This window comes from Gordonia sp. NPDC003950 (genome assembly GCF_053605205.1).
This window is the reverse complement of the sequence record NZ_JBSGIT010000013.1, coordinates 1-24172: the sequence shown is the minus strand read 5'-3', so window position 1 is coordinate 24172 and position 24172 is coordinate 1. Positions and strand designations below refer to the sequence as shown.

Genomic DNA, 24172 nt, shown 5'->3' with positions numbered 1-24172 from the left:
CGGGCCCGGCACGGTCAGTGCAGCCACCTGGAGAGGCGGGCGGTGATCCACGGCAACACCAGGTACACCATCAGCGGCGTGTTGATGAGGGTGCCGATCAGCGTTTTCAGAACGATGTGCACGCCGTCGAGGTGGGCGAGCACCAGCACGTTGATCAGCAGGGACATCGGGAAGAACCCGAGCCAGATGGTGATGGCCTGCTTCCAGCGTGGCGGTGGCGCACCGACCACCTTCACCGCATTGGTGAGGTTGTGCTGCGGCTCGAACCACCCTTCGATCCCCGACAGCCGGTGCGTCGCGTATTCGACGGCGACGCCCTCTCCGCGGGACAACCACGCCTTGCGCACCGGCGAAGAATTCCAGTCGTCGAGCGCGTCCTCGTCGGCGAATCGGTAGACGACGTAGTACTCGTCCGGTTTTCTGGTCGACCGCAGCCAGCCTCCGCCCAGGAATCCCGGGAAGGTGCGGGCCAACGCGATACCGGCGTCGGTCCAGGTCACGAAGTCGTGTTCGCGCCCCGGCTGGATGCGGCGGGCCACCGACGTCGTGACGTGTGGGGACTCGTCGACCGCGTTCTCGGCTGGATCCGTCATTACCCCATCGTCACGGCTGCACCGGCCGGACGCACGCTCGTTGCCGACAACCGTGAACGGACCGCCTCGACTCTGGTCGACGTGATCGACGTCACCACCGGGCATCCGCCGGCGGTGCACCGCCCCGAGCACGCCACGCCTACCGGTGCGACAATGCTCGTCGTGTCGTACCTCCTACGGGTCTACCTCCAAGACCGCCCGGGCAGCCTGGGTCTGCTCGCCGTGCAACTGGGATCGGTGGGCGCCGACATCCTCTCCCTGGAGGTCGTCGAACGCGGTGAGGGCTATGCGGTCGACGATCTGGTCGTCGAGGTCGCGCCGGGATCACTGCCCGACGCGTTGATCACCGCCGCCGAGAAGGTCAAGGGTGTGCGGGTCGATTCGATTCGGCCGTATTCGGGTGTGTTGGACACCCATCGCGAACTCGAACTGGTCGACAAGGTCGCGACCGCCGGCACGGACCGATTGCAGATCCTGGTCGACAACGCGCCCCGCGTGCTGCGTGTCTCTTGGGCCACCGTCATCACGCGGGCGGCCGGCGGCGTCCTGCAGCTGTTCGGGAGTTCGGGTGCGCCGGAGACCCCGCTGACGACGGCCGACTGGCTGCCGCTGACCGCCGCCACGCAACTCGATTCGGAGGCCGAGTGGGTACCGCAGGCGTGGCAGGACATGGACACGCGGATGGCGGCGGCGCCGCTGGGTGACGGTGCGAAGGCAATCCTGTTGGGCCGCATCGGCGGTCCCGATTTCCGTCCGTCGGAGATCGCGCGGCTCGGCTACCTCGCCGGCATCGTCTCGACGGTTCTGCGCGCAGAAGGTTGAATTACAGAAGGTTGAATCACAGAAGGTGACCCCGGTGGGTCGAGCACAGCCCCTTGCCCCCGACCAGAACTGCGCCGACAATTGCAGGGTGATCGAGATCGCATTGGTCCGGGGTGACATCACCGTCGAATCGGTGGATGCCGTGGCGAATGCGGCCAATTCGTCGTTGCTCGGTGGTGGCGGTGTCGACGGGGCCATTCACCGTCGGGGTGGTCCGGAGATCCTCGCCGAATGTCGGGATCTGCGCGCCACGCGATTTCCCGATGGCCTGCCCGCCGGGCAGGCCGTGGCCACCACCGCCGGACGCCTTCCTGCACGGTGGGTGATCCACACAGTGGGCCCGGTCTACTCGGCGCACCAGGACCGTTCGGCGATCCTCGCCTCCTGCTACCGCGAAACACTTAGGGTCGCAGACGAACTCGGTGCGACGTCGGTGGCGTTCCCGGCCATCTCCACCGGAATCTACGGGTGGCCGATCGACGACGGAGCCCGGATCGCCACGGCCACGGTGCGGGCCACCGACACCTCGGTCACACAGGTCCGCTTCGTGTTGTTCGATGATCGCGCGTTCGACGCGTTCAGCGCTGTCGCGAAATGAACAACCACCCGCGGAGCCGCCACAGAATGATCCGCAACGAGATATGTTGTGCCGCGGTGATATTCAACTCGGTTCGGCGTCACCGGTTTCCAGGAGTCGTTTGAACCCGTCTTCATCGAGGACAGGCACACCGAGTTGCTCGGCCTTGTCGGCCTTGCTCCCGGGTGAATCCCCCACCACCACATAGTCGGTCTTCTTCGACACCGACCCCGACGCCTTCCCGCCGCGGACCAGGATGGCCTCCTTGGCACCGTCACGGGAGAAGTCCTGCAGCGATCCGGTGACGACGATGGTCTTGCCCTCGAGTGTGCGGGTGATCGACTCATCGCGCTCGTCTTCCATGGACACGCCTGCGGCACGCCACTTGTCGACGATCTCGCGATGCCAGTCGACGCCGAACCAGTCACGGATGCTGGTGGCGAGGGTGGCCCCGAGTCCCTCGACCTCGGCGAGTTGTTCGGCGGTGGCGTCCTCGATGGCCTGTAACGAACCGAATTCGGTGGCCAGCGCCCGTGCGGCGGTCGGTCCGACGTGGCGGATCGACAGTCCGACCAGAACCCGCCACAGCGCAACGTGTTTGGCGTTGTCAAGGTTGGCCAGCAGTCGTTTTCCGTTGGCCGACAACACACCGTTCTTGGTGGTGAACAGGGTGGTCTTGGTCAGGTCGTCGGCGGTCAGCGAGAATAGATCGCCTTCGTTCTTCAGGACCCCGGCCGACAGCAGCGCCGTCGCCGCCTCATATCCGAGTGCCTCGATGTCGAAGGATCCCCGCCCGGCCAGATGGAACAGCCGCTCCCGCAACTGTGCCGGGCAGCTCTCGGCGTTGGGGCATCGGATGTCGACGTCGCTGTCCTTCTCCGGACGTAGCGGCGCACCGCATTCCGGGCATCGATCCGGCATCACGAACGCGCGCTCGGTGCCCTCGCGGAGGTCGACGACGGGGCCGAGGACCTCGGGGATGACGTCGCCGGCCTTGCGGATGGTCACCGTGTCACCGATGAGCACGCCCTTGCGTTTGACCTCCGACTCGTTGTGCAGGGTCGCGCGCGCCACCGTGGAGCCGGCCACCAGCACCGGTTGGAGTACGGCGAACGGGGTGACGCGTCCGGTCCGTCCCACGCCCACTTCGATTCCCAGGAGTTTGGTGGTCACCTCTTCGGGCGGGTACTTGTAGGCGATCGCCCAGCGTGGCGCCCGCGACGTCGCCCCCAGCCTGCGCTGCAGCCCGAAATCGTCCACTTTGACGACGATCCCGTCGATCTCGTGCTCGACGTCGTGACGATGCTCGCCCCAGTAATCAATCTTGTCCAGGATCGCCTGTGCACCGGTGAGTTTGGTGGTGTGCGAGGAGACGGGCAGGCCCCAGGCACCCAACGCCAGATACGCGTGGTGCAGCGAATCGGGCCGCCATCCTTCGATGTGACCCACGCCGTGGCAGATCATCCGCAGCCGGCGGCGAGCGGTGATCTGCGGATTCTTCTGCCGCAGCGAACCCGCCGCAGAGTTACGGGGATTGGCGAACGGGGGTTTGCCGTCGGCGACCAACGACGCGTTGAGGGCCTCGAAGTCCTCCACCCGGAAGAACACCTCTCCGCGTACCTCGAGGACGTCGGGGATGGGGTACTCCGGTGTCGACGTCAGCCGCGCGGGGATGTCCTCGATGGTGCGGGCGTTGAGGGTGACGTCCTCACCGGTGCGGCCGTCACCACGGGTGACCGCGTGGTCGAGGACGCCATTCCGATACACCAGGGCCAGCGCGACGCCGTCGATCTTGAGTTCACACAGGTACTCGACGCCGGCGCCGACCTCGTCCTCGACGCGTGAGACCCACGTCCGCATCTCGTCGGCGTCGAAGACGTTGTCCAACGACAGCATTCGTTCGAGGTGATCGACCGGGGTGAACGCGGTGGAGAATCCGCCGCCGACGAGCTTCGTCGGCGAGTCCGCGGTCGCCAGCTCCGGGTGCGCGTCCTCGAGTTCTTGCAGTTGGCGGAGGAGCCGATCGAACTCCCCGTCGGAGATGACGGGGGCGTCCTTCACGTAGTACCGGAACTGATGCTCGCGGATCTCTTCGGCGAGCGTCGACCATTGCTCCCGGATGCCGGGATCGATCGGGGTCTGCTCCTCATCTGCCACGTCATGAGGGTATCGGAGCCCCCCGACAGACCTCGTCGACCTCCGGCCGCCCGCCACTCAGCCGGGATCAGTGCACCGCTCGGCGTCCCATCAGCGCAACATACCCCGCGATCAGCGCCGCGGCGACAGCGATTCCCACGATGAACGGGATGACCTTCCAGCCGCCGTTGTCGTTGCTGTATCCGAAGAGCGAATAGCAGATCCAGGACCCGATCAGTGATCCGGCGATTCCCAGGACGATGGTCATGATCACGCCGATCGCCTGCTTGCCCGGCATCACCAGTCGCGCCAGTGCTCCGATGATTGCGCCCACCACGATGGCGCTGATGATGGTCATGAACATGGCCGCCTCCTTCGTTTGTCCTACTCGATGGCGGACCACGCTCGCTGCTCGACGTGATCTGTTCGAAGCCTACGTCCGCGTGTCGGCTGTGGCGAGGACCTCGGGAATCCGAGACCGCACTGCAATGTCGCCCGAGTCGCGTACGGTACGGCGCAAGAGGTTCCGGACCACGCAGGGAGAGGACACCCATGCCGCATCCGATCATGTTCGACGACGCCGATCCGCACCTGATCCGGGTCCGCGAGATCGCGCTCGCCCTCCCGGACACCACCGAGGTTGTCGCACACGGCCGCCCGACGTTCCGGTGCGGAAAGATGTTCGGCAACTACGGTGGCGGTGAGAAGGGTGGGCCTCGGCATGATCAGTCGTTGCTGTTCATCCCGGAACCCGCCGAGCGGGAGGCGCTGAGCGCCGATCCGAGGTTCTTCCTGCCCGCATATCTGGGCCCCTACGGGTGGCTCGGGATCCTGCTCGACGACGATGCCGACTGGACCGAGGTCGCCGAACTCCTCGACGCGAGCTACCGACAGGTCGCCCCGAAACGTTCGGTCGCCAAGCTGGACGGCTGACCCTCCACCGCGTCCGATCAACGACCGTAGGTGCACGCGCAACTCCCACATACCCACCACGCATTCCGTGCAGGTGGGAGTAGAACGCGCATCTACCGTGGTCGACGGGGCTACAAGGCGTCCGGGTCGGTGGCCAGCAACTCCCCCACCTGGGCGCAGATACCGAGGGCCGTCGTCGCCCACTGTGGGGAAGCGCCCGCCAAACCGCAGGTGGGTGTGACGATCACCTTCTCCGACAGCACTTTTCGATTCAATCCGATGCGGTCGAGCACCGCCGCCAGCGATGTGGCCACCGTCTCGGCACGCACACCCGGCCGTTCCCGTTCTGCCGGAACCACGCCGGCGACGAGCACGTCTCCCCGGTCGAGGAGCGCGCCGATGCCGTCGAGTGTCTCCGCGTCGAGCGCCGCCGCACCGATGGTCGTGGCGGTGGCCGCGCTGACGTCGACGCTGTGGGCCACCCCCGGGACCCGGGCGATCAGATCCCAGCGCGGCGCACCGCAATTGTGGATGATGATCGGCGCGTCGATACCTTCGGCCAGCGATGCCAACGCGTTCGCGACGTCGGCGATCGGCAGCGGCGGGATGACGTCGAGCCGGGTCAGCGGTGGCACCGTGCCGTCGAGGACCGCACCGATCATCGGTTCGTCGATCTGCACGGTCACCTCCGCACCCAACCGGCGTCGGACCTCGGCGATGTGCGTTCCGACGCCTTCGACGGCCGAGTCGGTGAGATCACGCAGCGCCCCCGGATCGCGAATCGCCCTGTGCCCGTTGGTCAACTCGATCGAGGATGCCAGGGTGAACGGTCCCGCCGCCTGTACCTTGACGGCACGGCCGGTACCGATGAAGCCCGCGGTATCCCAGATCTCCTCCACCGCATCGAGATCGGCGCTGAGGAAGCCGCGGGCGCGACGCACCACCGACGATCCCCGGGTGCCCAGCCGGTAGCCCCAGGTCGATGCGTCGATGGGCATGTCCACCAGGATCGCGGACATCCGCCCGATCATGTCGGCGCCGATGCCGCGCGCGGGAAGCTCGGCGAGATGGGCGAGGTCGAGTTCACCGTTGATCACGGCCGCGGCCTGTTTCGGGTCGGTGCCGGGCATGGAACCGACGCCGGTTCCCACGCCGGTGGGCGGCTGGCTCATCGGCCGGTGCTCACCGTGCCGATACCGCGTGGGTGTCGGCGGGTCTCGTCGACGAGGTCACGCTGATGCGTCCCGAGCCGACCACGAGGTCACCGCGCTGCGCGTCGGGCAAGTACAGCACCGCAGCCTGTCCGCGGGCGACGCCGGTCAGGGGTTCGGCCAGCGAGATCTCGATGCCGGGTCCGCCGGCGTCGTCGATCGGGGTCGCGAGCGCCGGTGCCATCCCGCCGTGCGCACGCACCTGGACGATGCACTCGACCGGCCCGTCGGGAGCCTGTCCGGAGGTCCAGACCGCACGCGATGCCCGGATCGTCCACACCTGCAGGTGCTCCTCGGATCCGACTCGGACAGTTCCCGATTCCGGATCGATGTCGGTGACATACCGTGGCCGCCCGTCCGCGGCGGGCGCCTCGATACCGAGGCCCTTGCGCTGCCCGATCGTGAAACCGTGCACGCCCTCGTGGTCGGCGAGCCGTTCACCGGTGTCGGCGTCGACGACGGCGCCGGGACGAATACCGATCCGCGCACCGAGGAACGCCCGGGTGTCGCCGGTCGGGATGAAGCAGATGTCGTGCGAGTCCGGCTTGTTCGCCACCGACAGTCCGCGACGTGCCGCCTCCGCACGGATCTCGGGCTTCGGGGTGTCGCCGATCGGGAACATCGCGCGACCGAGCTGCTCGCGGGTGAGTACGGCCAGCACATAGGACTGGTCCTTGTCGGCATCGACCGCCCGACGCAGCTCCCCGTCGGTCAGCTGTGCGTAGTGACCGGTGGCCAGCGCATCGAATCCCAACGCGATCGCCTTCTCGGCCAGGGCCGCGAACTTGATCTTCTCATTGCAGGTCAGGCACGGATTCGGGGTCTGACCGGCGGCGTAGGCCTCGACGAACTCGTCGATCACATCGTCCTTGAACCGATCGGCGAAATCCCACACGTAGAACGGGATGCCCAGCACGTCGGCGGCCCGCCGCGCATCGTCGGCGTCCTCACGGGAACAGCATCCTCGCGAGCCGGTACGCAACGCACCCGGCGCGGTGGACAGGGCCAGGTGCACTCCCACGACGTCGTGACCGGCCTCGACCGCACGGGCCGCGGCAACCGCCGAATCGACGCCACCACTCATCGCCGCCAGTACACGCATCAGCGTGCCTTCCCACTCGGGGAGGCGACCAGCCCGGCGACGCGGGCTCGTTCGACGACCTCACCGATCACCTCGGCGACGGTCTCGATGTCGGCGCGGGTGGTGGTCGGTGCCAGGGAGAAGCGCAGCGATCCGCGGGCACTGGCCATGTCGATGCCCATGCCCAGGAGCACGTGACTGGCCTGCGCGACACCGGCGGTGCACGCCGAGCCGGTCGAGCATTCGACACCGTTGGCGTCGAGGAGCATCAGCAACGAATCGCCCTCGCAGCCCTCGAAGGAGATGTGGACGTTTCCGGGTAGCCGTCGCTCATCCATCGGTCCGTTCGCGCTGCTGCCCGGAACGTCGAGCAGAATCGCGAACAACTCGTCACGCAGCGCAGCGACCTGCCGCATCGAGTCGGCCAGTTCCTCGGTGGCCAGCCGCAGTGCGGTCGCCATTCCGACGGCTGCCGCCACCGGTTGAGTTCCCGACCGCACATCCCGCTCGTGTCCACCGCCGTGCAGCGACGGCACGCACGCGACGTCGCGGCCGAGCAGGAGGGCACCCACGCCTTGCGGTCCGCCGAACTTGTGGGCGGCGATGCTGACCGCCGAGAGTCCACTCGCCGCGAAGTCGACCGGGATATGCCCGACGGCCTGGACGGCGTCGGAGTGCATGGGCACGCCGAACTCCGCGGCGATCGCGGCCAGTTCGGTGATGGGTTCGACGGTGCCGACCTCGTTGTTGGCCCACATCACCGAGACCAGCGCGGTCTGCGCGCCGTGCTCGGCGAGTTCGGCGCGCAGATCGGCCGGTGAGACGAATCCCTGGGTGTCGACGGGCAGGATCACCAGTTCGGCGCCCTGTGCCTGAAGCCACTCGGCGGCGTCGAGGACGGCGTGATGCTCGATCGCGGAGATCACCACCCGCCGGCGGCGGTCGTCGGCCTGCCGTCGGGCCCAGTAGATCCCCTTGATGGCGAGGTTGTCGGCCTCGGTGCCGCCGCTGGTGATGATCACCTCGGACGGCCGGGCGCCGACGGCGGCGGCGATGGTCTCGCGGGCCTCCTCGAGGAGACGACGCGCCCAGCGGCCCGACCCGTGCAACGACGACGCGTTGCCGGGCTGGGCGTGGACGGCATTCATCGCCTCGATCGCCTCCGGACGCATCGCGGTCGATGCGGCGTGGTCGAGGTAGACGGGCACTCGGCTGGGGAAAGACATGTCGATGCCAAGGATAAACGCGTGACCGGCAGCGACAAATTCCTGACGCCGCCACATCGGCGTGGTGCCTCGGTCACCGGACCACCTGGCCGACGTGGAGCACCCCGCGTGGATCGTGCTGCGCGGCCAGCGCCGACAGCCAGGCGGCGGTGTCCTCGTCGTAGCAGCGGCGGATGTACGCCGGATCGGTGGTGGTCGCAAAGTTGGGCATCTCACCACCGTGCGCCCAGGGTCGTAGCGCATCGACGGTCTGCATTCCGGCGGCGGTGACCAGATCGGCGATCGGTGGGACGAGGACGCCGATCGTGTGCAGGGTGTAGGCGGCGTCGCGGTGGCAGAAGGCACTGGGAACCGCGGGCCGGTCGGCGAGCGCACCACCGAGCAGCCGTAGTTCGACGATGGTCAGCGGCGAGCCCGATTCCGGTCCCGCGACCCGCAGCAGTTCGGTGGCCGCGTCGTCGGTGAATTCGCGCAGCAGGGTCCCGCATTCGGCAGCCGGCATCGGCGCCGTGGGGTCGGCGTGGATGGCCCCGATCTGCGCGTAGGGCATGACGCCGACGGCGTCGAGGAGCACGGTGCCGAGGGTTCGCAGCGGAGCGATCAGGTCGGGTCCGTGGGCGAGGTCGCCCACCACGGCGACGCGGACCGCGACGCTGAGGCGGCCGGCCAGCATCGGCGGGACGTCGGGCATCTCGGGCAGTCGGAGCAGCGCGAGCGAGGTGCTCACCTCCCGGGGCAGCGCCTGCGCCCAGTTGCGCCAGCCGCGGAGCACGGCCTCGGCATCGGTCCCGTCGAAGTACAGTGCGCCACCGTAGATCTCGGCGATGGGCGGGAGTTCGATGACCACCTCGGTGATGATGCCGAGGGTGGACTTGCCGCCGCGGAGTCCCCAGAACAGCTCAGGGTTGATCTCGGGTGTGGCCTGTTTGACGGCACCGGTGCCGGTGACCACAGTGAAGGACCGCACGTGATCCGCGGACATGCCGACGGTCCGGACCAGCGGCCCGATGCCGCCGCCGGTCAAGAGGCCGACCACGCCGACGCTCGGCGAGGAGCCGCACAGCGGCGCCAGGCCGTGCGGTGCGGCGGCGTCGATCACCGTCTGCCACCGCACCCCGGCGCCGACGCGCGCGGTCCGTGTCTGCGGGTCGATGACGCAGTCGTCGAGCGCGGCGGTGCGCACCACGATCGTCCCGTCACCGACGGGAGTGGCGCCGTGACCGGTGGCGTGGACCGCAACCGTCATCCCGTGGGCGGAGGCGAATCCGATCACCGCGGCGACGTCGGCCGCGTCGGCGACGTCGACGACCGCCCAGGGATTCTGGGCGACGGCGACGTTGAAGGTCACCGACGGGTATCCGGGGTCTCCAGGGCGGTGGACGGCGCCGCGCACCGCGGCCTGCAGCGCGGTGACGTCCGCGGTGATCGGGTCGGCGGCTACGGGGCGAGTCGCCTCGGGGATCGATGACATGCGTTCTCCTGTGTGACTGTGATCCAGCGGTGCTGGCTGATCGATGCCCTCAGAGAATGCGGCGGGCCGGTTGCGCCATTCTTGGAACGTCCTTGGAGCAGAACCGTCAGCGGATCGCGGCGGTGGAATCCGGTGTCCCACCCGACTCGACCGGCTCGGCGAGCAACGCGCCCGCGGTCGCCGCAACCTGCGTCATACCCAGGGAGCGGGACCGGAACTCGATCTCGGCCAGGATCTCCGACCGTTCCGTCGACGGTGGCTGCAACTGCGCGGCGAGCAGCCGGCATCGCAGAGTCGAGGGCACCCCACGTCCCTGTCGGGCGATCTGGTGCGCGGTGACCAGGGCGTCGTAACCACGTTTCTCGTCGCCGACGAGGTAGTGCAACTCAGCGAGGGCCAGGGCAACCGGCCCCACGCATCCCACGTGCCCCAAGGTCGCGACGCAGTCCTGGTACGGGGTCAGGTAGTCGATGAATGCCGGCGCGAACTCCGACAGTTCGAGTTCGGCCACCACGTGCGCCAGGAGGACGCCGTGGCACAGCGACGTCCAGACCATGGGCCTGTCGTCGTCGACCCACATGGTGATCATCGTGCGGGCCAGACTGCGGTCGCCCTCCGCTCCGGCGATCCGGGCGATCCCCGCGGCGAGCAGGACCGCGACCTGGTTGTCGCTGGCCCCCTCACTGACCCGACGAGCCCAGTCCAGCGGCTGCAGCCCTTCGGTGTCGACGACCTCGTCGAGCATGCCGCGTTCGCAGGCCAGGGCCATCATGGCCATCCAATTGCTGCCGGCGACATACAGTTCGGTCTGCTCGTGCACCGCGACGGCGGTTTCGTAGTGGCTGCGGGCCAGCGAGAAATCACCGTGCCACGCGGCCAGCGACATCTCCATCCACCGCAACTGCGCCCGCACGATCGGCAATCGGAGCCGCTCGCTGCCCGCGATGCCACGGCGCACGAGCGCCTCGGTCGTGTCGATGTCGCCCAGCGTCATGGTCGCCATCGTCAACGCGGCGTCGACGATGACCTCGTCGACGCCGGCGTCGGGGTAGGTGAGCCCGCGCAGGGTCTCCGCCCAATTCAGGGATACGGCAGCGTATTCGGCCACGCCGGCGTAGGTGATCAGGCGGGCCAGTGTGACGTCGGCCAATACGTCCTCACCGAGATGTGCGGCGAGATCATCTGCCGCGGCGAGGAGTTCGGCGGGGACGCCTGGATCGTGGTGATAGCAGTGACCGATCGCCGAGGCCGCCAGCACCCGGGCGAGGCTTGCCGGTTCGGTCCCGACGGCGGTCGCGGCCGCGCTCAACGCGGCGAGGAGGCTCTCGTTCTCGTCTGTCGGGCCCATCCATGGCCACGACCCACCGGCCCGGATCAGGCTGCTCGCCAAACGTCCCACGGTGGACAGTGCGCCGGACCGAATCGATTGGTACAGGCGGGTTTCTGCCGTGTCGAGAACCATCTGGAGTTGCCCGGCGCGGGCTCGGGCGGCCAGTAGCGCGATCAGCAGGTCATCGCGTGCGGTGGTATCGCCGCCGGGCACGGCCACCGATTCGTGGGTGCGCAGCGCCGCATCGAGCCAGAATGCCGCGGTCTGCGAATCCCATTGTGCGGTGGCCTCGTCCGCGGCCGCGCGGCAGGCCGCCACCACCTCGGCCGCGTCGGCGACCGGACGCGCCTCCAGCAGGTGCGCCGCCCGGCGCGGCGCAGCGTCCACCCCACCGGTGGCGGCGAGGACCTCGGCGAAGCGCAGGTGGATGCGACAGCGGCGCAGCGGGCGGATCGTCGACGCCGCCTCGTCGCGGAGCAGGGCGTGAGCGAATCGTGTCCGGCCGCCGGTTGCCGTGGTGACCAGGATGCGTTCGTCGACCGCTTCGTCGAGGCAGTCGGCGATCTCGGCGACGTCCCGGTCCATTGCCATGGCCAGCAGGGTCACGTCGATCTCCTCGCCGAGGACCGCGGCATATCCGACCACTTCCAGGACCGCGGGGTCCAAGGAGAGCAACCGTCGGTCGAGCACCGACCGCACCGCCGCCGGGACCATCTCGCGACGCCGCTCCTCGGGTGGCAGCCGTGCGAATTCCGAAACGAACAGCGGGTTTCCGCCGGTACGCCGGGTGAGGGTCTCGATGTCGGTCGGGCCGAGCGTCTCATCGGCGACAACGCGGACGAGTTCGGCGACCTCGGCGCGCGCGAGTTGCGGCACCGCGATCAGGGTGCCGCCGGCCCGGGAGAACGCGGTGCGCAGTCGCTCGGTGTCGTCGCCGCCCTCGCCGTCGCGGGCGGTGGCGATGACACGCAGCGGCGCGGTGTGCATCACGGTCGTCAGGTAGGCCAGGAGGCGGAGGGTCATCGCGTCGGCCCAGTGCACGTCGTCGACGATCACCGTCAACGATTGCGGCGCCACCGATTCCAGCATCGTCTGCACGTGTTCGTACACCGCGAAGCGGGCGGTGTCGGCGTCGACGCCGGCCGGAACGGTGAGCACATCTTTCGGCGACACGTCGAGTGCCCGGCACAGTTGCCGCAACGGCCACCAGGCCGGGACCCCTTCCGCGTCGGGACAACGCACCCACACCACGATGTCGCCGAGCGCTTCGGCCTGCCGGGCCGCCTCCTCGGCGAGGCGGGTCTTGCCGATTCCGGCCGGGCCGCTGAGCAGCAGCCATCTGGTCGTCGCAGGACCGTCGAACAGCGCTGCGATGCGCTCTGTTTGAGCTGCACGGCCCACCAGGGGTACGTCCTCGGCGGCCGACGGGGCCACCGCCGCCACCGGTTTCGTGCCCTCGGTCGGCATGGCCACCTCGGTGGCACCCGACCAGTGCGGGGCGCGCGGCCAGGCCGCGATGACCGGATCGTGCCGGAGGACCGCGCCCTGTAGTTCGATGAGTTCGCCGCTGGGTGCCAGGCCCAGTTCCTCGTCGAGGGTCGCCGCGTGCCTGCGGTAGACCTCGAGCGCCTCGGTGGATCGCCCAGCGCGATAGAGGGCCACCATGTGCAGCCATACTCCCCTGTCGCGCAACGGGTCCCGGGCTCGGAGGGCGACGATCCCGGCAAGTGCGCCGCCGGTGTCACCGGCGGCCAGCAGTGCGGTGATGTGGGTGTCCTCGACGGCCATGCGTGCCTCGGCGAGTGCGGCCGCCTCGGCCACGATCCACCCCGCATCGGTCCCCTCGTCGCCCAGCAGCTCGCCGCGCCACAGGGAGCGCGCCGCGTGCGCGTCGGCGAGGGCGTCGGCCCACCGGGCCTCGTCCCGCGCCGCCCGGGCGCCTGCGACGAGGTCGCCGAAGGTCACCAGATCCAGCCGGTCGGCACCGAGGTCGAGTCGGTAGCCTGCGGCGACCCGCTGGATCGGGGACGTCTCACCCCGATCGCCGCGCAGTGCGCGCCGCAGATTCGAGATGTAGGCCTGCAGACTCGTGGTGGCCGCGGAGGGCGGTTCGTCACCCCAGACGGTGTCGATCAGACGATCGCTGGAGACGACTCCGCCGCGTGCCAGGAGCAGCGCCGCGAGCACCGTCCGCTGTTTCGGTGAGCCCAATTCGACGGGGACGCCGTCGCGTCGTACCTCGAGCGGCCCCAGCACCAAGTACTCCCGCATGCCGGATTCCTCGCTTGCATCGATCGTCCGATCCAGATGTCGCCTATATCCGAGGATTCTAGGCGGTAACGCGTGGTCGCGGCGACCGACCGGGCGAGTTCGTCGGTTGTCTATTCCGGCGGGGATCATGGGTTCACCGGCATCGGGGCGACGCCCCTCGTGCCGTCGCCGGTCGCGTCATGCTGCGCCGACGGGGCGTCACCGGTGGTGGCCCGGGCACCGCGCATGGTGAGCGCGGCGATCACCGCACCGCCGATCGCGACGGCGGCGCTGATCCACAATGCGGTGTCGAGTGCGGCCACGAAGTCCGCGGGCGACCCGCCGCTCAGGACCGACTGCACCGGGAACACGGCCCCGAGTGCCGCCACCCCGAGCGCGATGCCGGACTGCCGGAACACGTCGTTGATTCCGGTGGCCAGACCGGCGTCGTCGAGACCGCTCTCGGCGAGCACGATTCCGCTCATCACCGGATTGAAGACGCCGGCGCCGACGCAGGCGAGCACGAAGCCGCCCATCAGGTCCCAGCCACTGCTGTCCAGACCGCCGATGGTCATCCAGGCGAGGCCGCCACCCACCGCGAGCAGTCCGCCGGCGATCAGCCGCCACGGCGCGACCCGCCCCAGGATGCGGTCGGTCAGCCCTGCAACGATCAGCATCACCATGGTTCCGGGGAGGTAGACCAGGCCGGCATCGATGGGCGAGAGTCCCACGACTCCCTGGAGGAAGATCGTGACGTAGATGAACACCGCGAACATCGATGCGGAGATCGCGAAGGTCGCCACCTGCGCCCCGGCGAAACCCGGGTTGGCGAACAAGGACAGCGGCATCATCGGTTGTGCCACGCGACCTTCGACGATCACGAAGACCACGATGGCGGCGGCGGCCAGACCGAGGGCGGTCAGGGTCACCGGATCGGTCCATCCGCGGGCGTTGGCCTCGATCAGCCCGTAGGCGAGCGCGGCCAGGGCGACGATCACCGTCACCCCACCGGCCTTGTCACCGCGTCGCGGTGTCTCGCTGCGGGACTCGTCGACCAGGCGGGTGCATCCGATCATCACCACCCCGACCGGGATGTTGATCAGGAAGATCGCACGCCAGTCGAGGGTTTCGGTGAGCACACCGCCGAGGAGGGGGCCCACGGCGAACGACGCACCGATCGTGGCCCCGTAGGCGGCGAGCGCCTTGCTGCGGGCGGTCGGTCCGGGGAAGGCGGGTGCCAGCAATGCCAGCGACGTGGCGAACAGCAATGCCGCACCCACACCCTGGACGACACGAGAGATGTTGAGCAGCAGCATGTCCGGGGCCAGCGCGCACGACGCCGACGCCGTGGTGAACACCACCGCGCCGATCCGGAAGACTCGGCGACGGCCGATCCGGTCCGCCCACGCACCCGCCGACAACACGATGGTGGCCAGGGCCAGTGTGTAGCCGTCGATGACCCATTTCAGGGCGGCGAAATCGGCGTCGAACTCCCGGGCGATGGCGGGTAAGGCGGTGTTGACCACGGCGATGTCGAGCATGAGCATCGCGGTGGCCGCACAAGAGACCCCGAGGGTGATCCGCGCGACGAGGCGGGAACGGGTCGGTGGTGTGGTGGTCGCGGGCGGTGGAGTGGGCACAGGGCTTCCTTCGTCGGGCCGGTATGTCGGCCACCACCGTCACCCGACGATCTTGGAACCCTCTTGTCGACTGCTTGGCCGATCTCTTCGCACGGCTTGGACGAGCACCCTCTCGCGGCCGTCCGGCCGGGCGGCGCGACCCCCTGCGGTCAGTCCCGGTCGAGGTAGAAGTACAGGTGGCGGCCGTCGATGACGCCGCCTTTTCCGTTCATGATGCCCATCAGGGTGGTGTCGTCGACGCGCTTGAAGTGATCGATCACCGGCTGCCCGTCGTAGACCATCGACGCGGTGACCTCACCGCGGAATTCGATCATCCACAGACTGGCCTCTCCCTTGCCCAGCTTGGTGTTGGAGAACAGTTCCCCGTTCTCGTCACGGCACACCAGCGGCTGGACGTCATTGCGGGAGATGAAGGTCTTGCCGTACCAGCCGACCTTGGGCAGCAACCCGTTGGTCTGGTGACCCGTCGTAAACTCGCCGCCCTTCCACCGGCCGAGCATCTCCTCGGGACGCAGGGTCGGCAGCGCCGCCCAGATCTCGTCGAGTTCGGCGTCGTCGACGGTGCCGTCGACGGCACGCAGGTCAGCGAAGCGGGCGCGTGCCTGGTCGGCGGTGAGCTTCGTCGGTGGTGTGGGAGTGGCGGTGTCGGACATGTGGCGGTCCCTTCCGGCGCGTGAGACAACATCGGTGTCGCGTCCATCACAGACGCGAGCAGCATCATATATGTTGTCAGATCCTCGGCGCAGTGGCGCTCGGAACCCAGGGCTCCGGGGCCGATCGGATCAGCATCTCGCATCGCGCGGCGAGCGCGCGTCGATCGCCGCGCGGCAGTTGGGGTTCGTGCAGGCTGACGTGCACCGTGAGGTCGCGCAGCGCCAGCACCCGACGCAACGTGTCGGCGGGCCCGTCATCGCCGATGAAACCCGGCGCGGTGCACCGTCCGCCGCGTGCGCTGAAGGCGATCCCGACCGGGAGGACCGCGACGCCGGCATCGAGTGCGGATTGGAAGAAGGCCGGCCGGAAGCTGCCCTGCGCGTGTCCGCACCACGTGGTGCCCTCCGGGAACACCGCCACCGAGGAGTCCGCACACAGTCCGGCGGTCGCCTCGCCGATGACCGTGGGCAGGGTGCGCAGCGACGAGCGGTCGATGCAGATGACCCCGAATCGCCTGGCCAGCACCGAGATTCCCGGCATTTGGGCGACGCCGGATTTGGCCACGAAGTGCGCGGGCTGCACCACCGCGATCGCGAGGATGTCGAGGTAGGAGATGTGGTTGGCGACCACGAGACCGCGGGCGCGGGAACCGAAGGGGCGGTGATCGTCGAGGAGGATGCGGATGCCGATGGCATGCAGCACCGCCTGCGCGGAGCGACGGAGGTACGCGCGTCGCACCAGTCGTGGCATGGGTGCGACGAGGGCCCCGAGGAATGCGATCACGGTGAGGACCATCGTCAGCCGGATCAACCGGGCCGCCACGATCACTCGTCCCGCCCGCAGCGCCGGGGCGTCGAGGCACTCGGCACCGCAGGGGCTCGTCGGGTACCACGAGTGGTGATCGTGCCGGCAGACCTTGCCGTGGGGTTGCCGGGTGAGACGATCCGGTGCGGCTTCGACGGCCGGGAGCACCGCGGTCATCGGTCACCGCCGAGGCGAGCCACCGAGTCACGGAGCCGGTCGAGATAACGGGAGTTGGCTGTGCGGGTGTCGAGCACCGTGAGGAAATCACCGACGTCGAAGGCCGGGTCGACGGCCGGCTCACCGCCGATCTTCGCGCCGAGTCGCAGGTAGGCGCGCATCAATGGCGGCATCGTCACCGAGGCGGGGGGCTCGATCTCGTCGAGCAGCACGCCGTCGATGCGGGCCCGCACATGGGGGTACGCCTGCCAATCGGCCCGATGGCGCTGCGCCAAGACATCCCGGACGCCACGCAGCAGCGAACCACGGGCCGCCAGGTGACCGGAACTGCGGGTTGCGTTGTCGCCCAGCGGAACCGACACCGAACCCATGACGTAGCGGTAGCCGGTCTCGTCGAGGTGACGGAAGAGGGCCGCCCACAGCAGTGCAGTCACCGAGCCGTGACGATGGCCGTCGAGCACACACGCCCGGCCCATCTCGACGGTGGCCGGGGCGATCTCGTCGAGTTCGGACAGGTCGAATTCGCCCGAGCTGTACCACCCGCCGGCGGCGATGGCCCGCGGCGGCGGCAGCAGACGCGCGCACCCGATGAGGCCGTGATCGTCGTGCCAGGCAAGCAGGTGCTCGCAATGGGCGTCGAAATGGTCTGCGTCCCTGCCCGACTCGTGATCACCGATCGTGTCGGCGAATCCGGGTTCGGCAGCGAAGACGGTGTAGCGCAGTCGCTGGGCGGCGACGACGGCAGACGGATCGTCGGTCAGGATGACCCGTAGCGGGCCCGCATCGACGAGGGTGCGGAATCGGCCGGTGAAGACGGTGACCGGGGCTGATGTCATACCCCAGATGAAAGCGAGGTGACACATCTCGACGGCGACGGTGGCGCGTCGTGTCGGTGCTGGGCGGGTGAACACGTCGGCGGCCCAACCGACCGTCGCATGAACCGCCCCTGAAATCGCGGTGACCCCCGACCACGGGGGTCGGGGGTCACCGGAAGACCGGTGTCACCGAGGTGACACGGACGTCACTTGCGCTTCTTGACCTCGTCGGTCAGCTGCGGGGCGACGTTGAACAGGTCGCCGACGACGCCGAAGTCGGAGATCTCGAAGATCGGAGCCTCCTCGTCCTTGTTGACGGCGACGATGGTCTTGGAGGTCTGCATGCCGGCGCGGTGCTGGATGGCACCGGAGATGCCGAGCGCCACGTACAGCTGCGGCGACACGGTCTTGCCGGTCTGACCGACCTGGAACTGACCCGGGTAGTAGCCGGAGTCGACGGCGGCGCGGGAGGCACCGACGGCCGCACCGAGCGAATCGGCTAGTTCCTCGACGACCGAGAACTTCTCGGCCGAACCGACACCGCGGCCACCGGAGACCACGATCGAGGCCTCGGTGAGCTCGGGACGGTCGCCGCCGACGTTCGGCTCGACCTTGGTGATCTTCACGCCACCGTCCTGGTCCGGGACGGCGACGTCGACGCGCTCGCCGGCACCGGCCTGCGGGGCGGCCTCGACGCCACCGGGACGGACCGAGAAGACCGGGACGTCGCCCTTGGCCTGGGCCTCGACGGTGAACGCGCCACCGAAGATCGAGTGGATACCGATGCCACCCTCCTTGACGTCGATGACGTCGGCGAGCACACCCGAACCGAGGCGCACGGCGAGGCGCCCGGCGATCTCCTTGCCGTCGGCGGTGGCCGCGACCAGGACGCCGGCCGGGGCCGCATCCTCGGCGATCGACGACAGCACGTCGACCTGCGGGCTGATCAGATAGCCTGCGGCGTCATCGGATTCGGCGACGTAGATCTTCTCGGCGCCGGCTTCCTTGAGGCCGTCGATGATGGGATCGGCCGACCCGGGCTTGCCGACGACGACCGCCGACGGGGTACCCAGTGCGCGTGCGGCGGTGATGAGTTCGCTGGTCACCTTCTTCAGGGCGCCCTCGGCGTCCTGCTCGACCAGAACCAGAACTTCTGCCATTTCCTTCTCCTGAATGTGTGTGGGGCCCTGCGTCATTCGCGGGGAATGCGCGGGCGCGGTGATGGGTTCCGGCTGGGGCCTAGATGATCTTCTGGCCGACCAGGTACTCGGCGACCTTCACGCCACCATCACCCTCATCGGTGACACGCTCACCGGCGGTCTTCGGCGGCTTCGGGGTGGAGCTGGCAACGGTGGATCCGGCGTTCTCCAGGCCCACATCCGACGGTTCGACGTCGATCTCGGCCAGGGTGAGGACGGCGACTTCCTTCTTCTTGGCGGCCATGATGCCCTTGAAGGACGGGAAGCGCGGCTCGTTGATCTTCTCGTTGACGCTGACGATGGCCGGCAGGTCCGCGGTGATGGTGTAGATGCCGTCGTCGGTCTCACGCTCACCGGTGAGGGTCTCGCCCTCCAGGGTCAGCTTGCGCAGGTGCGTCAGGTGCGGCAGCTCGAGGTACTCGGCGATCATCGCGGGGATGGCACCGACACGACCGTCGGTGGCCTCGTTGCCGGCGATGACCAGCTCGACACCCTCGACCGTGCCCAGCGCGCGGGCCAGGACGTACGCGGTCTGCACCGCGTCGGAGCCGTGCAGCTGGTCGTCCTTGATGTGGATGGCCTTGTCGGCTCCCATCGACAGTGCCTTGCGGATGGCCTCGGTGGCACGCTCGGGGCCGGCCGTCAGCACGGTCACCTCGCCACCGTTGGCCTCCTTGATCTGCAGCGCTTCCTCGACGGCACGCTCGTTGATCTCGTCGAGTACGGCGTCGGCGGCCTCACGGTCCAGGGTGAAGTCGTCGTCGGAGAGCTTGCGCTCGGACCAGGTGTCCGGAACCTGCTTGATCAGAACGACAATGTTTGTCATGGGTCTACGTCGACCTCCTGCGTCGGGTTCGGCAACTTACCGGCGGGTAAGGCCATCGGTCTCCCCACTTTAACCCGTCCTATTATCGGGCTGGACATCGACTACCTCACAAAACGGAGGGGAGACTAGTGTCGTGGGGATGACCGACGTACACCGGACACACGTGCCCGGCGCGCCGCAGGCACTGACGACCGACCAGCACCTCGCCCTCACCGGCGAACGCACCGTTCCCGGCATTCCCGCCGAGAACTACTGGTTCCGCCGCCATGAGATCGCCTACACCCACATCACCGGGCGCTGCGCGGGCCTGCGTGTTCTCGAAGCCGGGTCCGGTGAGGGCTACGGGGCCGCAATGCTCGCCGCCGCCGGTGCCTCGGTGACGTGCGTGGATTACGACGACGCGGCGGTCGCGCACACGCGGGTGCGCTACCCCGAGGTCGAGATCGTCCAAGGGAATCTGATCGCTCTCCCGCTGCCGGATTCCTCGGTGGACGTGGTGGTGAACTTCCAGGTCATCGAGCATCTGTGGGATCAACCGGCGTTCATCGCCGAATGCCTGCGGGTGCTGCGTCCCGGCGGCGAACTGCTGATCTCGACCCCCAATCGCATCACCTTCTCCCCCGACCGCGACACCCCACTCAACCCGTTCCACACCCGCGAGCTCGATGCCGCGGAGCTGACCGAACTCCTCGTCGACGGCGGGTTCACCGTGTCGGCCATGCTCGGAGTGCATCACGGCGCGGCGCTGGCGCGCCTGGACGAGAAGTGGGGTGGGTCGTTGATCGACGCGCAGATCGAACGCGCCCTCGCCGGTCAACCGTGGCCGGACGAGCTGGTGGACGATGTGGCCGCCGTCGCGGCCACCGACTTCGACATCCGCGACGACGCCGACATCGACGCCTGTCTGGACCTTCTCGCGATCGCGGTGCGACCCTGAATCCCCACATCACCGACGCGACGCCGGTACCGGGACAGTTCACGCTGGTTCTGCATTCGCATCTGCCGTGGCTGGCCCACCACGGCCGGTGGCCGGTAGGCGAGGAATGGCTCTATCAGTCGTGGGCGGGTTCGTATCTGCCGGTATTCGACATGCTGCGCCGCCTCGCCGACGACGGATTGCGGGACGTCATGTCGTTGGGCATCACACCCGTACTGGCCGCACAACTCGACGATTCGCACTGCTGCGCGTCGATGTACGAATGGCTCGCGGACTGGCAACTGCGCGCATGCGAGGCCGCGGTGTCGCGGGAGGACGCCCGCCGCGAATTGGGGACGCGTGAGTACCGTTCGGCGGCGGCCGCATTGGGCGACTTCGAGCAACATTGGCGCCACGGGAGCTCGCCCATGCTGCGCCGGATCGCCGACAGCGGGGTCGTCGAGATCCTCGGCGGTCCCCTCGCCCACCCCTTCACGCCCTTGCTCGATCCGCGGCTGCGCCGGTTCTCGCTGTCGGAGGGTTTGGCCGACGCCCATGCACGGTGGGGGCGACAACCACGCGGGATCTGGGCACCCGAGTGCGCCTTCGCGCCCGGTATGGAAGCCGAGTATGCGGCGGCAGGAGTCGGTCACTTCATGGTCGATGGTCCGACTTTGCACGGCGACACCGCGCTGGCCCGGCCGGTCGGTGACACCGATGTGCTGGCGTTCGGTCGGGACCTGCAGGTCAGCTATCGCGTGTGGTCACCGCGGTCGGGCTATCCGGGTCACGGCGCCTACCGCGACTTCCACACCTACGACCACGGCACCGGACTGAAACCGGCCCGGGTCACCGGTAAGAAGGTCCCCGGTCACGCCAAGAAGCCTTATGACCCGCAGCGCGCGGATGCGGTGATCGATCGCCACGTCGACGACTTCATCGCCCACATCCGCCGGCGCCTGATCGACGAGTCCGCCCGGATCGGTCGGCCCGCCCTGGTGGTGGCCGCCTTCGACACCGAGTTGTTCGGCCATTGGTGGCATGAGGGACCGATCTGGTTGGAGCGGGTGCTGCGTCGACTTCCCGAGGCGGGCGTGCGGGTGGGGACGCTCGCCGGTGCCGCGGCCGACGGTTTCGTCGGCGAACCGGTGGATCTGCCCGCGTCGTCGTGGGGGTCGGGAAAGGACTGGCGGGTGTGGGAGGGACCGCAGGTCTCGCATCTGGTCCAGCTCAATGCCGAGGTCACCGAGACCGCCCTGGCCGCCCTTGACAAGCTCGTCGTACCGGGTGCCGGACGCAATCGGGTCGCCGACCAGATCGTGCGCGAGACCCTGCTGACGGTGTCGTCGGACTGGCCGTTCATGGTGTCCAAGGACACCGCCGCCCACTATGCCGTCACGCGTGCGCATACCCACGCCCACGCCACCCGCGAAATCGTCGATGCCGCACTGAGCGGACGTGACCGCGAGGCACAACGGTTGAGCCACAACTGGTTTCGAGCAGACAACCTCTTCGCCGACCTGGATGCCCGCCGGGTCCCCCCGGCGATGGCCGCAGGCCGCGCGGAGTCGATCTGATGCGCATTCTGCTCGTCTCCTGGGAGTACCCACCCGTGGTGGTTGGAGGTCTCGGGCGTCACGTGCACCATCTGGCCACCGAACTCGCCTATCTCGGACACGATGTGGTGGTGCTGACGCGCCGCCCGCCGGGCACCGATGCGCTGACGCATCCGACGACCGACACCGTCGTCGACGGGGTGCGGGTGATCGCCGTCGCCGAAGACCCGTTGGAGTTCGAGTTCGGCACGGACATGATGGCGTGGACCCTCGCGATGGGGCATGCCTTCATCCGGGCCGGTCTCACGATCCTCGGCGGCCACCACCCGACGCACGGCGGTTGGTCACCGGAGGTGGTGCACGCCCACGACTGGATCGTCGCGCACCCGGCGATCGCGTTGGCCGAGATCTTCGACGTCCCACTCGTGTCGACCATTCACGCCACCGAGGCCGGGAGGCACAGCGGTTGGGTGAGCGGCCGGATCAATCGGCAGGTACATTCGGTGGAGTGGTGGCTCGCCGAGGAGTCCGACGCCCTGATCACCTGCTCGGTGTCGATGTGCGACGAGGTGTCGCGACTGTTCGATCCGGTCGCCGACATCACGGTGATCCACAACGGGATCGACATCACCGCATGGCCTTTCACCCCGCGGCCGACTCCGTCGGGACCGGCCGAGCTGCTGTTCGCCGGGCGCCTGGAGTATGAGAAGGGCCTGCAGGATCTGCTGGCCGCGCTCCCCCGCATCCGTCGGACACATCCGGGAACGACGCTGACCGTGGCCGGGACCGGAACGCAGCGCGACTGGTTGGTCGAGCAGGCGCGGCGGTACCGGGTGTCGCGCGCGGTGAGCTTCATCGGCGCCGTCGACCATCACGGTCTCGTCGATCTGATGCACCGGTGCACCGCGATCGTGTTGCCGAGCCGCTATGAACCCTTCGGCATCGTCGCCCTCGAGGCCGCCGCGACGGGCATCCCGCTGGTGGTGTCTCGAGCCGGCGGACTCGGTGAGGCGGTGCAGGATTCGGCGACGGGGCTGAGTTTCGCACCCGCCGACGTAGCGGGCCTGACGGCGGCCGTGCGGGCCACGCTGTCGGACCCGGCCGAGGCCGCCACCCGAGCCCGCAATGCGCGGGCCCGTCTTGGCACGGACTTCTCCTGGACCGAGGTCGCAACCCGCACCCTGGCGGTCTATGCAGCCGCGAAACGGCGAGTTCGTACCCCGGTCGGCCGTCGGCCGATCGCCGAACGCCCACTGCCCGAACGTGATCCGAACAACCTCTGACCCGCGGCGATCAACCTTGCCGAAACCCGTTGTCCCGCAGGCCGAGGAACGAGGGGCCTTGGCTTGAGCTCCGCCGAAACGACGATCCTCGAGACCACGCAACGTGGAGCTGGGAACTGGTTGCAGCGCAGCATCACCCGACGGTAGTGGACTACCGCGGATAGGTGGTGATGGTTTCCCCGGTGACAGGGTCGCGCCAGATGACCGCCCGATCGGCGAGCATGGTGGGGATCAACAACCCCATATGTTTGCGTTGGTGGTCCGGCGTGCACAGCGGCATCAGGTTGAACTCCACCGTCCAGCCACCGGTGATCGGATCCTGGTGCACGAACTTCACCACGTGATCGATCTGGCAGTCACTGGCCGGCCGCCCGCACTGCGGATACCGGCAGGTGCCATCCAACTCGATGATCTTCCCGCAACCACGCCGGAACCCGATACGTCAACGCACCCGGTGGTGGGAGGAGATATCCGCCGTGCCCGGACGGGTCAATCGGTGGCGCGGGGAACGGATCGTCGAGACGACGCCACGCCGCCGGTATCCGATCCAACGAGGTGGCGGTGCTGATCGTGGGTATGTCCAGGGTGGGACACTCGCTGACGGTGACCAACTGTCCCGAATTGATCAGCGTTCGGGCGTGAGCTTCGTCAATCACGCCGAAGTATTCCAGCCGGGCTTCCCGCTGCCCGGAC

The 24172-nt window shown here is 68.5% G+C and carries 21 protein-coding genes and 1 pseudogene; 6 read left to right on the top strand and 16 right to left on the bottom strand.

Going from position 1 to position 24172, the window contains the following annotated elements; genetic code table 11:
* Positions 1-14 precede the first annotated feature (14 nt).
* Positions 15-593 carry an antibiotic biosynthesis monooxygenase gene (locus ACWETB_RS13075; protein WP_449743019.1) on the bottom strand — a complete coding sequence of 193 codons (579 nt, stop codon included), beginning with the start codon at positions 591-593 and terminating at the stop codon, positions 15-17.
* Positions 594-746: 153 nt separating this feature from the next.
* Here ACWETB_RS13075 and ACWETB_RS13070 point away from each other — a divergent pair, with 153 nt between their 5' ends.
* Positions 747-1415, top strand: coding sequence for an amino acid-binding protein (locus ACWETB_RS13070; protein ID WP_452211640.1), 669 nt, complete (start codon positions 747-749; stop codon positions 1413-1415).
* 88 nt (positions 1416-1503) lie between these two features.
* Positions 1504-2013 (top strand): O-acetyl-ADP-ribose deacetylase, encoded by a 510-nt coding sequence (locus ACWETB_RS13065; RefSeq protein WP_452211504.1) that lies wholly within the window; start codon positions 1504-1506, stop codon positions 2011-2013.
* A 63-nt stretch (positions 2014-2076) separates the two neighbouring features.
* On the opposite strand, the gene ligA is transcribed toward ACWETB_RS13065, so the two are convergent.
* Positions 2077-4149: an NAD-dependent DNA ligase LigA gene (gene ligA, locus ACWETB_RS13060; RefSeq protein ID WP_449743021.1), complete on the bottom strand. Its 2073-nt coding sequence runs from the start codon at positions 4147-4149 to the stop codon at positions 2077-2079.
* A 67-nt stretch (positions 4150-4216) separates the two neighbouring features.
* A complete protein-coding gene (locus tag ACWETB_RS13055) occupies positions 4217-4492 on the bottom strand; it encodes a GlsB/YeaQ/YmgE family stress response membrane protein (RefSeq protein WP_348806661.1) in 276 nt (91 codons plus the stop codon).
* A 188-nt stretch (positions 4493-4680) separates the two neighbouring features.
* On the opposite strand from ACWETB_RS13055, the gene ACWETB_RS13050 reads away from it, so the two are divergent.
* Positions 4681-5061, top strand: a complete 381-nt coding sequence (locus tag ACWETB_RS13050) for an MmcQ/YjbR family DNA-binding protein (RefSeq protein ID WP_449743022.1) — start codon at positions 4681-4683, stop codon at positions 5059-5061.
* Between the two features lie 110 nt (positions 5062-5171).
* Here the strand turns inward: ACWETB_RS13050 and ACWETB_RS13045 are convergent, their stop codons facing one another.
* The 11 genes from ACWETB_RS13045 to ACWETB_RS12995 form a co-directional block, all read right to left on the bottom strand.
* Complete coding sequence (locus ACWETB_RS13045) at positions 5172-6212, bottom strand: vitamin-B12 independent methionine synthase (RefSeq protein WP_449743023.1); 1041 nt, start codon at positions 6210-6212, stop codon at positions 5172-5174.
* A gap of 10 nt (positions 6213-6222) precedes the next feature.
* Positions 6223-7353 carry a tRNA 2-thiouridine(34) synthase MnmA gene (gene mnmA, locus ACWETB_RS13040; RefSeq protein ID WP_452211500.1) on the bottom strand — a complete coding sequence of 377 codons (1131 nt, stop codon included), beginning with the start codon at positions 7351-7353 and terminating at the stop codon, positions 6223-6225.
* Positions 7353-8558 (bottom strand): cysteine desulfurase family protein, encoded by a 1206-nt coding sequence (locus ACWETB_RS13035; protein ID WP_449743025.1) that lies wholly within the window; start codon positions 8556-8558, stop codon positions 7353-7355. The genes mnmA and ACWETB_RS13035 overlap by 1 nt, the downstream gene beginning before the upstream one ends.
* A 73-nt stretch (positions 8559-8631) precedes the next feature.
* Positions 8632-10029, bottom strand: a complete 1398-nt coding sequence (locus tag ACWETB_RS13030) for an FAD-binding oxidoreductase (RefSeq protein ID WP_449743026.1) — start codon at positions 10027-10029, stop codon at positions 8632-8634.
* A 106-nt stretch (positions 10030-10135) separates the two neighbouring features.
* Positions 10136-13630, bottom strand: a complete 3495-nt coding sequence (locus ACWETB_RS13025) for a BTAD domain-containing putative transcriptional regulator (protein WP_452211498.1) — start codon at positions 13628-13630, stop codon at positions 10136-10138.
* Positions 13631-13755: 125 nt separating this feature from the next.
* The gene (locus tag ACWETB_RS13020; RefSeq protein ID WP_449743268.1) at positions 13756-15156 is read right to left on the bottom strand and encodes an MFS transporter; all 1401 of its coding nucleotides are present in this window, start codon (positions 15154-15156) and stop codon (positions 13756-13758) included.
* 242 nt (positions 15157-15398) lie between these two features.
* Positions 15399-15902: a DUF4334 domain-containing protein gene (locus ACWETB_RS13015; protein ID WP_449743028.1), complete on the bottom strand. Its 504-nt coding sequence runs from the start codon at positions 15900-15902 to the stop codon at positions 15399-15401.
* 76 nt (positions 15903-15978) lie between these two features.
* Positions 15979-16884: a lysophospholipid acyltransferase family protein gene (locus tag ACWETB_RS13010; protein ID WP_452211495.1), complete on the bottom strand. Its 906-nt coding sequence runs from the start codon at positions 16882-16884 to the stop codon at positions 15979-15981.
* Positions 16881-17747: a GNAT family N-acetyltransferase gene (locus tag ACWETB_RS13005; protein WP_452211638.1), complete on the bottom strand. Its 867-nt coding sequence runs from the start codon at positions 17745-17747 to the stop codon at positions 16881-16883. The genes ACWETB_RS13010 and ACWETB_RS13005 overlap by 4 nt, the downstream gene beginning before the upstream one ends.
* Before the next feature lie 158 nt (positions 17748-17905).
* Positions 17906-18859 carry an electron transfer flavoprotein subunit alpha/FixB family protein gene (locus ACWETB_RS13000; RefSeq protein WP_449743030.1) on the bottom strand — a complete coding sequence of 318 codons (954 nt, stop codon included), beginning with the start codon at positions 18857-18859 and terminating at the stop codon, positions 17906-17908.
* A 79-nt stretch (positions 18860-18938) separates the two neighbouring features.
* Complete coding sequence (locus ACWETB_RS12995; RefSeq protein WP_452211493.1) at positions 18939-19724, bottom strand: electron transfer flavoprotein subunit beta/FixA family protein; 786 nt, start codon at positions 19722-19724, stop codon at positions 18939-18941.
* Between the two features lie 139 nt (positions 19725-19863).
* On the opposite strand from ACWETB_RS12995, the gene ACWETB_RS12990 reads away from it, so the two are divergent.
* The 3 genes from ACWETB_RS12990 to ACWETB_RS12980 are packed head-to-tail and all read left to right on the top strand — an operon-like array spanning position 19864 to position 23479.
* Positions 19864-20661 carry a class I SAM-dependent methyltransferase gene (locus tag ACWETB_RS12990; protein WP_449743032.1) on the top strand — a complete coding sequence of 266 codons (798 nt, stop codon included), beginning with the start codon at positions 19864-19866 and terminating at the stop codon, positions 20659-20661.
* 8 nt (positions 20662-20669) lie between these two features.
* Positions 20670-22217: a 1,4-alpha-glucan branching protein domain-containing protein gene (locus ACWETB_RS12985; RefSeq protein ID WP_449743270.1), complete on the top strand. Its 1548-nt coding sequence runs from the start codon at positions 20670-20672 to the stop codon at positions 22215-22217.
* On the top strand, positions 22217-23479 hold the full coding sequence (locus tag ACWETB_RS12980) for a glycosyltransferase family 4 protein (RefSeq protein ID WP_449743033.1): 1263 nt from the start codon (positions 22217-22219) through the stop codon (positions 23477-23479). The genes ACWETB_RS12985 and ACWETB_RS12980 overlap by 1 nt, the downstream gene beginning before the upstream one ends.
* 151 nt (positions 23480-23630) lie before the next feature.
* On the opposite strand, the gene ACWETB_RS12975 is transcribed toward ACWETB_RS12980, so the two are convergent.
* Positions 23631-23807 carry a hypothetical protein gene (locus ACWETB_RS12975; RefSeq protein WP_452211491.1) on the bottom strand — a complete coding sequence of 59 codons (177 nt, stop codon included), beginning with the start codon at positions 23805-23807 and terminating at the stop codon, positions 23631-23633.
* Between the two features lie 28 nt (positions 23808-23835).
* Positions 23836-24172 (bottom strand): annotated as a pseudogene (locus ACWETB_RS12970) (hypothetical protein); the annotation flags it as partial.

Excerpts from the sequence above, each read along its gene's own strand:
- ACWETB_RS13045 (WP_449743023.1), bottom strand. The coding sequence starts at position 6,212 with ATGAGCCAGCCGCCCACCGGCGTGGGAACCGGCGTCGGTTCCATGCCC.
- ACWETB_RS13050 (WP_449743022.1), top strand. The coding sequence starts at position 4,681 with ATGCCGCATCCGATCATGTTCGACGACGCCGATCCGCACCTGATCCGG.
- ACWETB_RS13030 (WP_449743026.1), bottom strand. The coding sequence starts at position 10,029 with ATGTCATCGATCCCCGAGGCGACTCGCCCCGTAGCCGCCGACCCGATC.
- ACWETB_RS13005 (WP_452211638.1), bottom strand. The coding sequence starts at position 17,747 with ATGTGTCACCTCGCTTTCATCTGGGGTATGACATCAGCCCCGGTCACC.
- ACWETB_RS13010 (WP_452211495.1), bottom strand. The coding sequence starts at position 16,884 with ATGACCGCGGTGCTCCCGGCCGTCGAAGCCGCACCGGATCGTCTCACC.
- ACWETB_RS13020 (WP_449743268.1), bottom strand. The coding sequence starts at position 15,156 with ATGCTCATGCTCGACATCGCCGTGGTCAACACCGCCTTACCCGCCATC.
- ACWETB_RS13075 (WP_449743019.1), bottom strand. The coding sequence starts at position 593 with ATGACGGATCCAGCCGAGAACGCGGTCGACGAGTCCCCACACGTCACG.
- ACWETB_RS13055 (WP_348806661.1), bottom strand. The coding sequence starts at position 4,492 with ATGTTCATGACCATCATCAGCGCCATCGTGGTGGGCGCAATCATCGGA.
- ACWETB_RS12980 (WP_449743033.1), top strand. The coding sequence starts at position 22,217 with ATGCGCATTCTGCTCGTCTCCTGGGAGTACCCACCCGTGGTGGTTGGA.
- ACWETB_RS13000 (WP_449743030.1), bottom strand. The coding sequence starts at position 18,859 with ATGGCAGAAGTTCTGGTTCTGGTCGAGCAGGACGCCGAGGGCGCCCTG.
- ACWETB_RS13035 (WP_449743025.1), bottom strand. The coding sequence starts at position 8,558 with ATGTCTTTCCCCAGCCGAGTGCCCGTCTACCTCGACCACGCCGCATCG.
- mnmA (WP_452211500.1), bottom strand. The coding sequence starts at position 7,353 with ATGCGTGTACTGGCGGCGATGAGTGGTGGCGTCGATTCGGCGGTTGCC.
- ACWETB_RS13070 (WP_452211640.1), top strand. The coding sequence starts at position 747 with ATGCTCGTCGTGTCGTACCTCCTACGGGTCTACCTCCAAGACCGCCCG.
- ACWETB_RS13025 (WP_452211498.1), bottom strand. The coding sequence starts at position 13,630 with ATGCGGGAGTACTTGGTGCTGGGGCCGCTCGAGGTACGACGCGACGGC.
- ACWETB_RS12995 (WP_452211493.1), bottom strand. The coding sequence starts at position 19,724 with ATGACAAACATTGTCGTTCTGATCAAGCAGGTTCCGGACACCTGGTCC.
- ACWETB_RS13015 (WP_449743028.1), bottom strand. The coding sequence starts at position 15,902 with ATGTCCGACACCGCCACTCCCACACCACCGACGAAGCTCACCGCCGAC.
- ACWETB_RS12990 (WP_449743032.1), top strand. The coding sequence starts at position 19,864 with ATGACCGACGTACACCGGACACACGTGCCCGGCGCGCCGCAGGCACTG.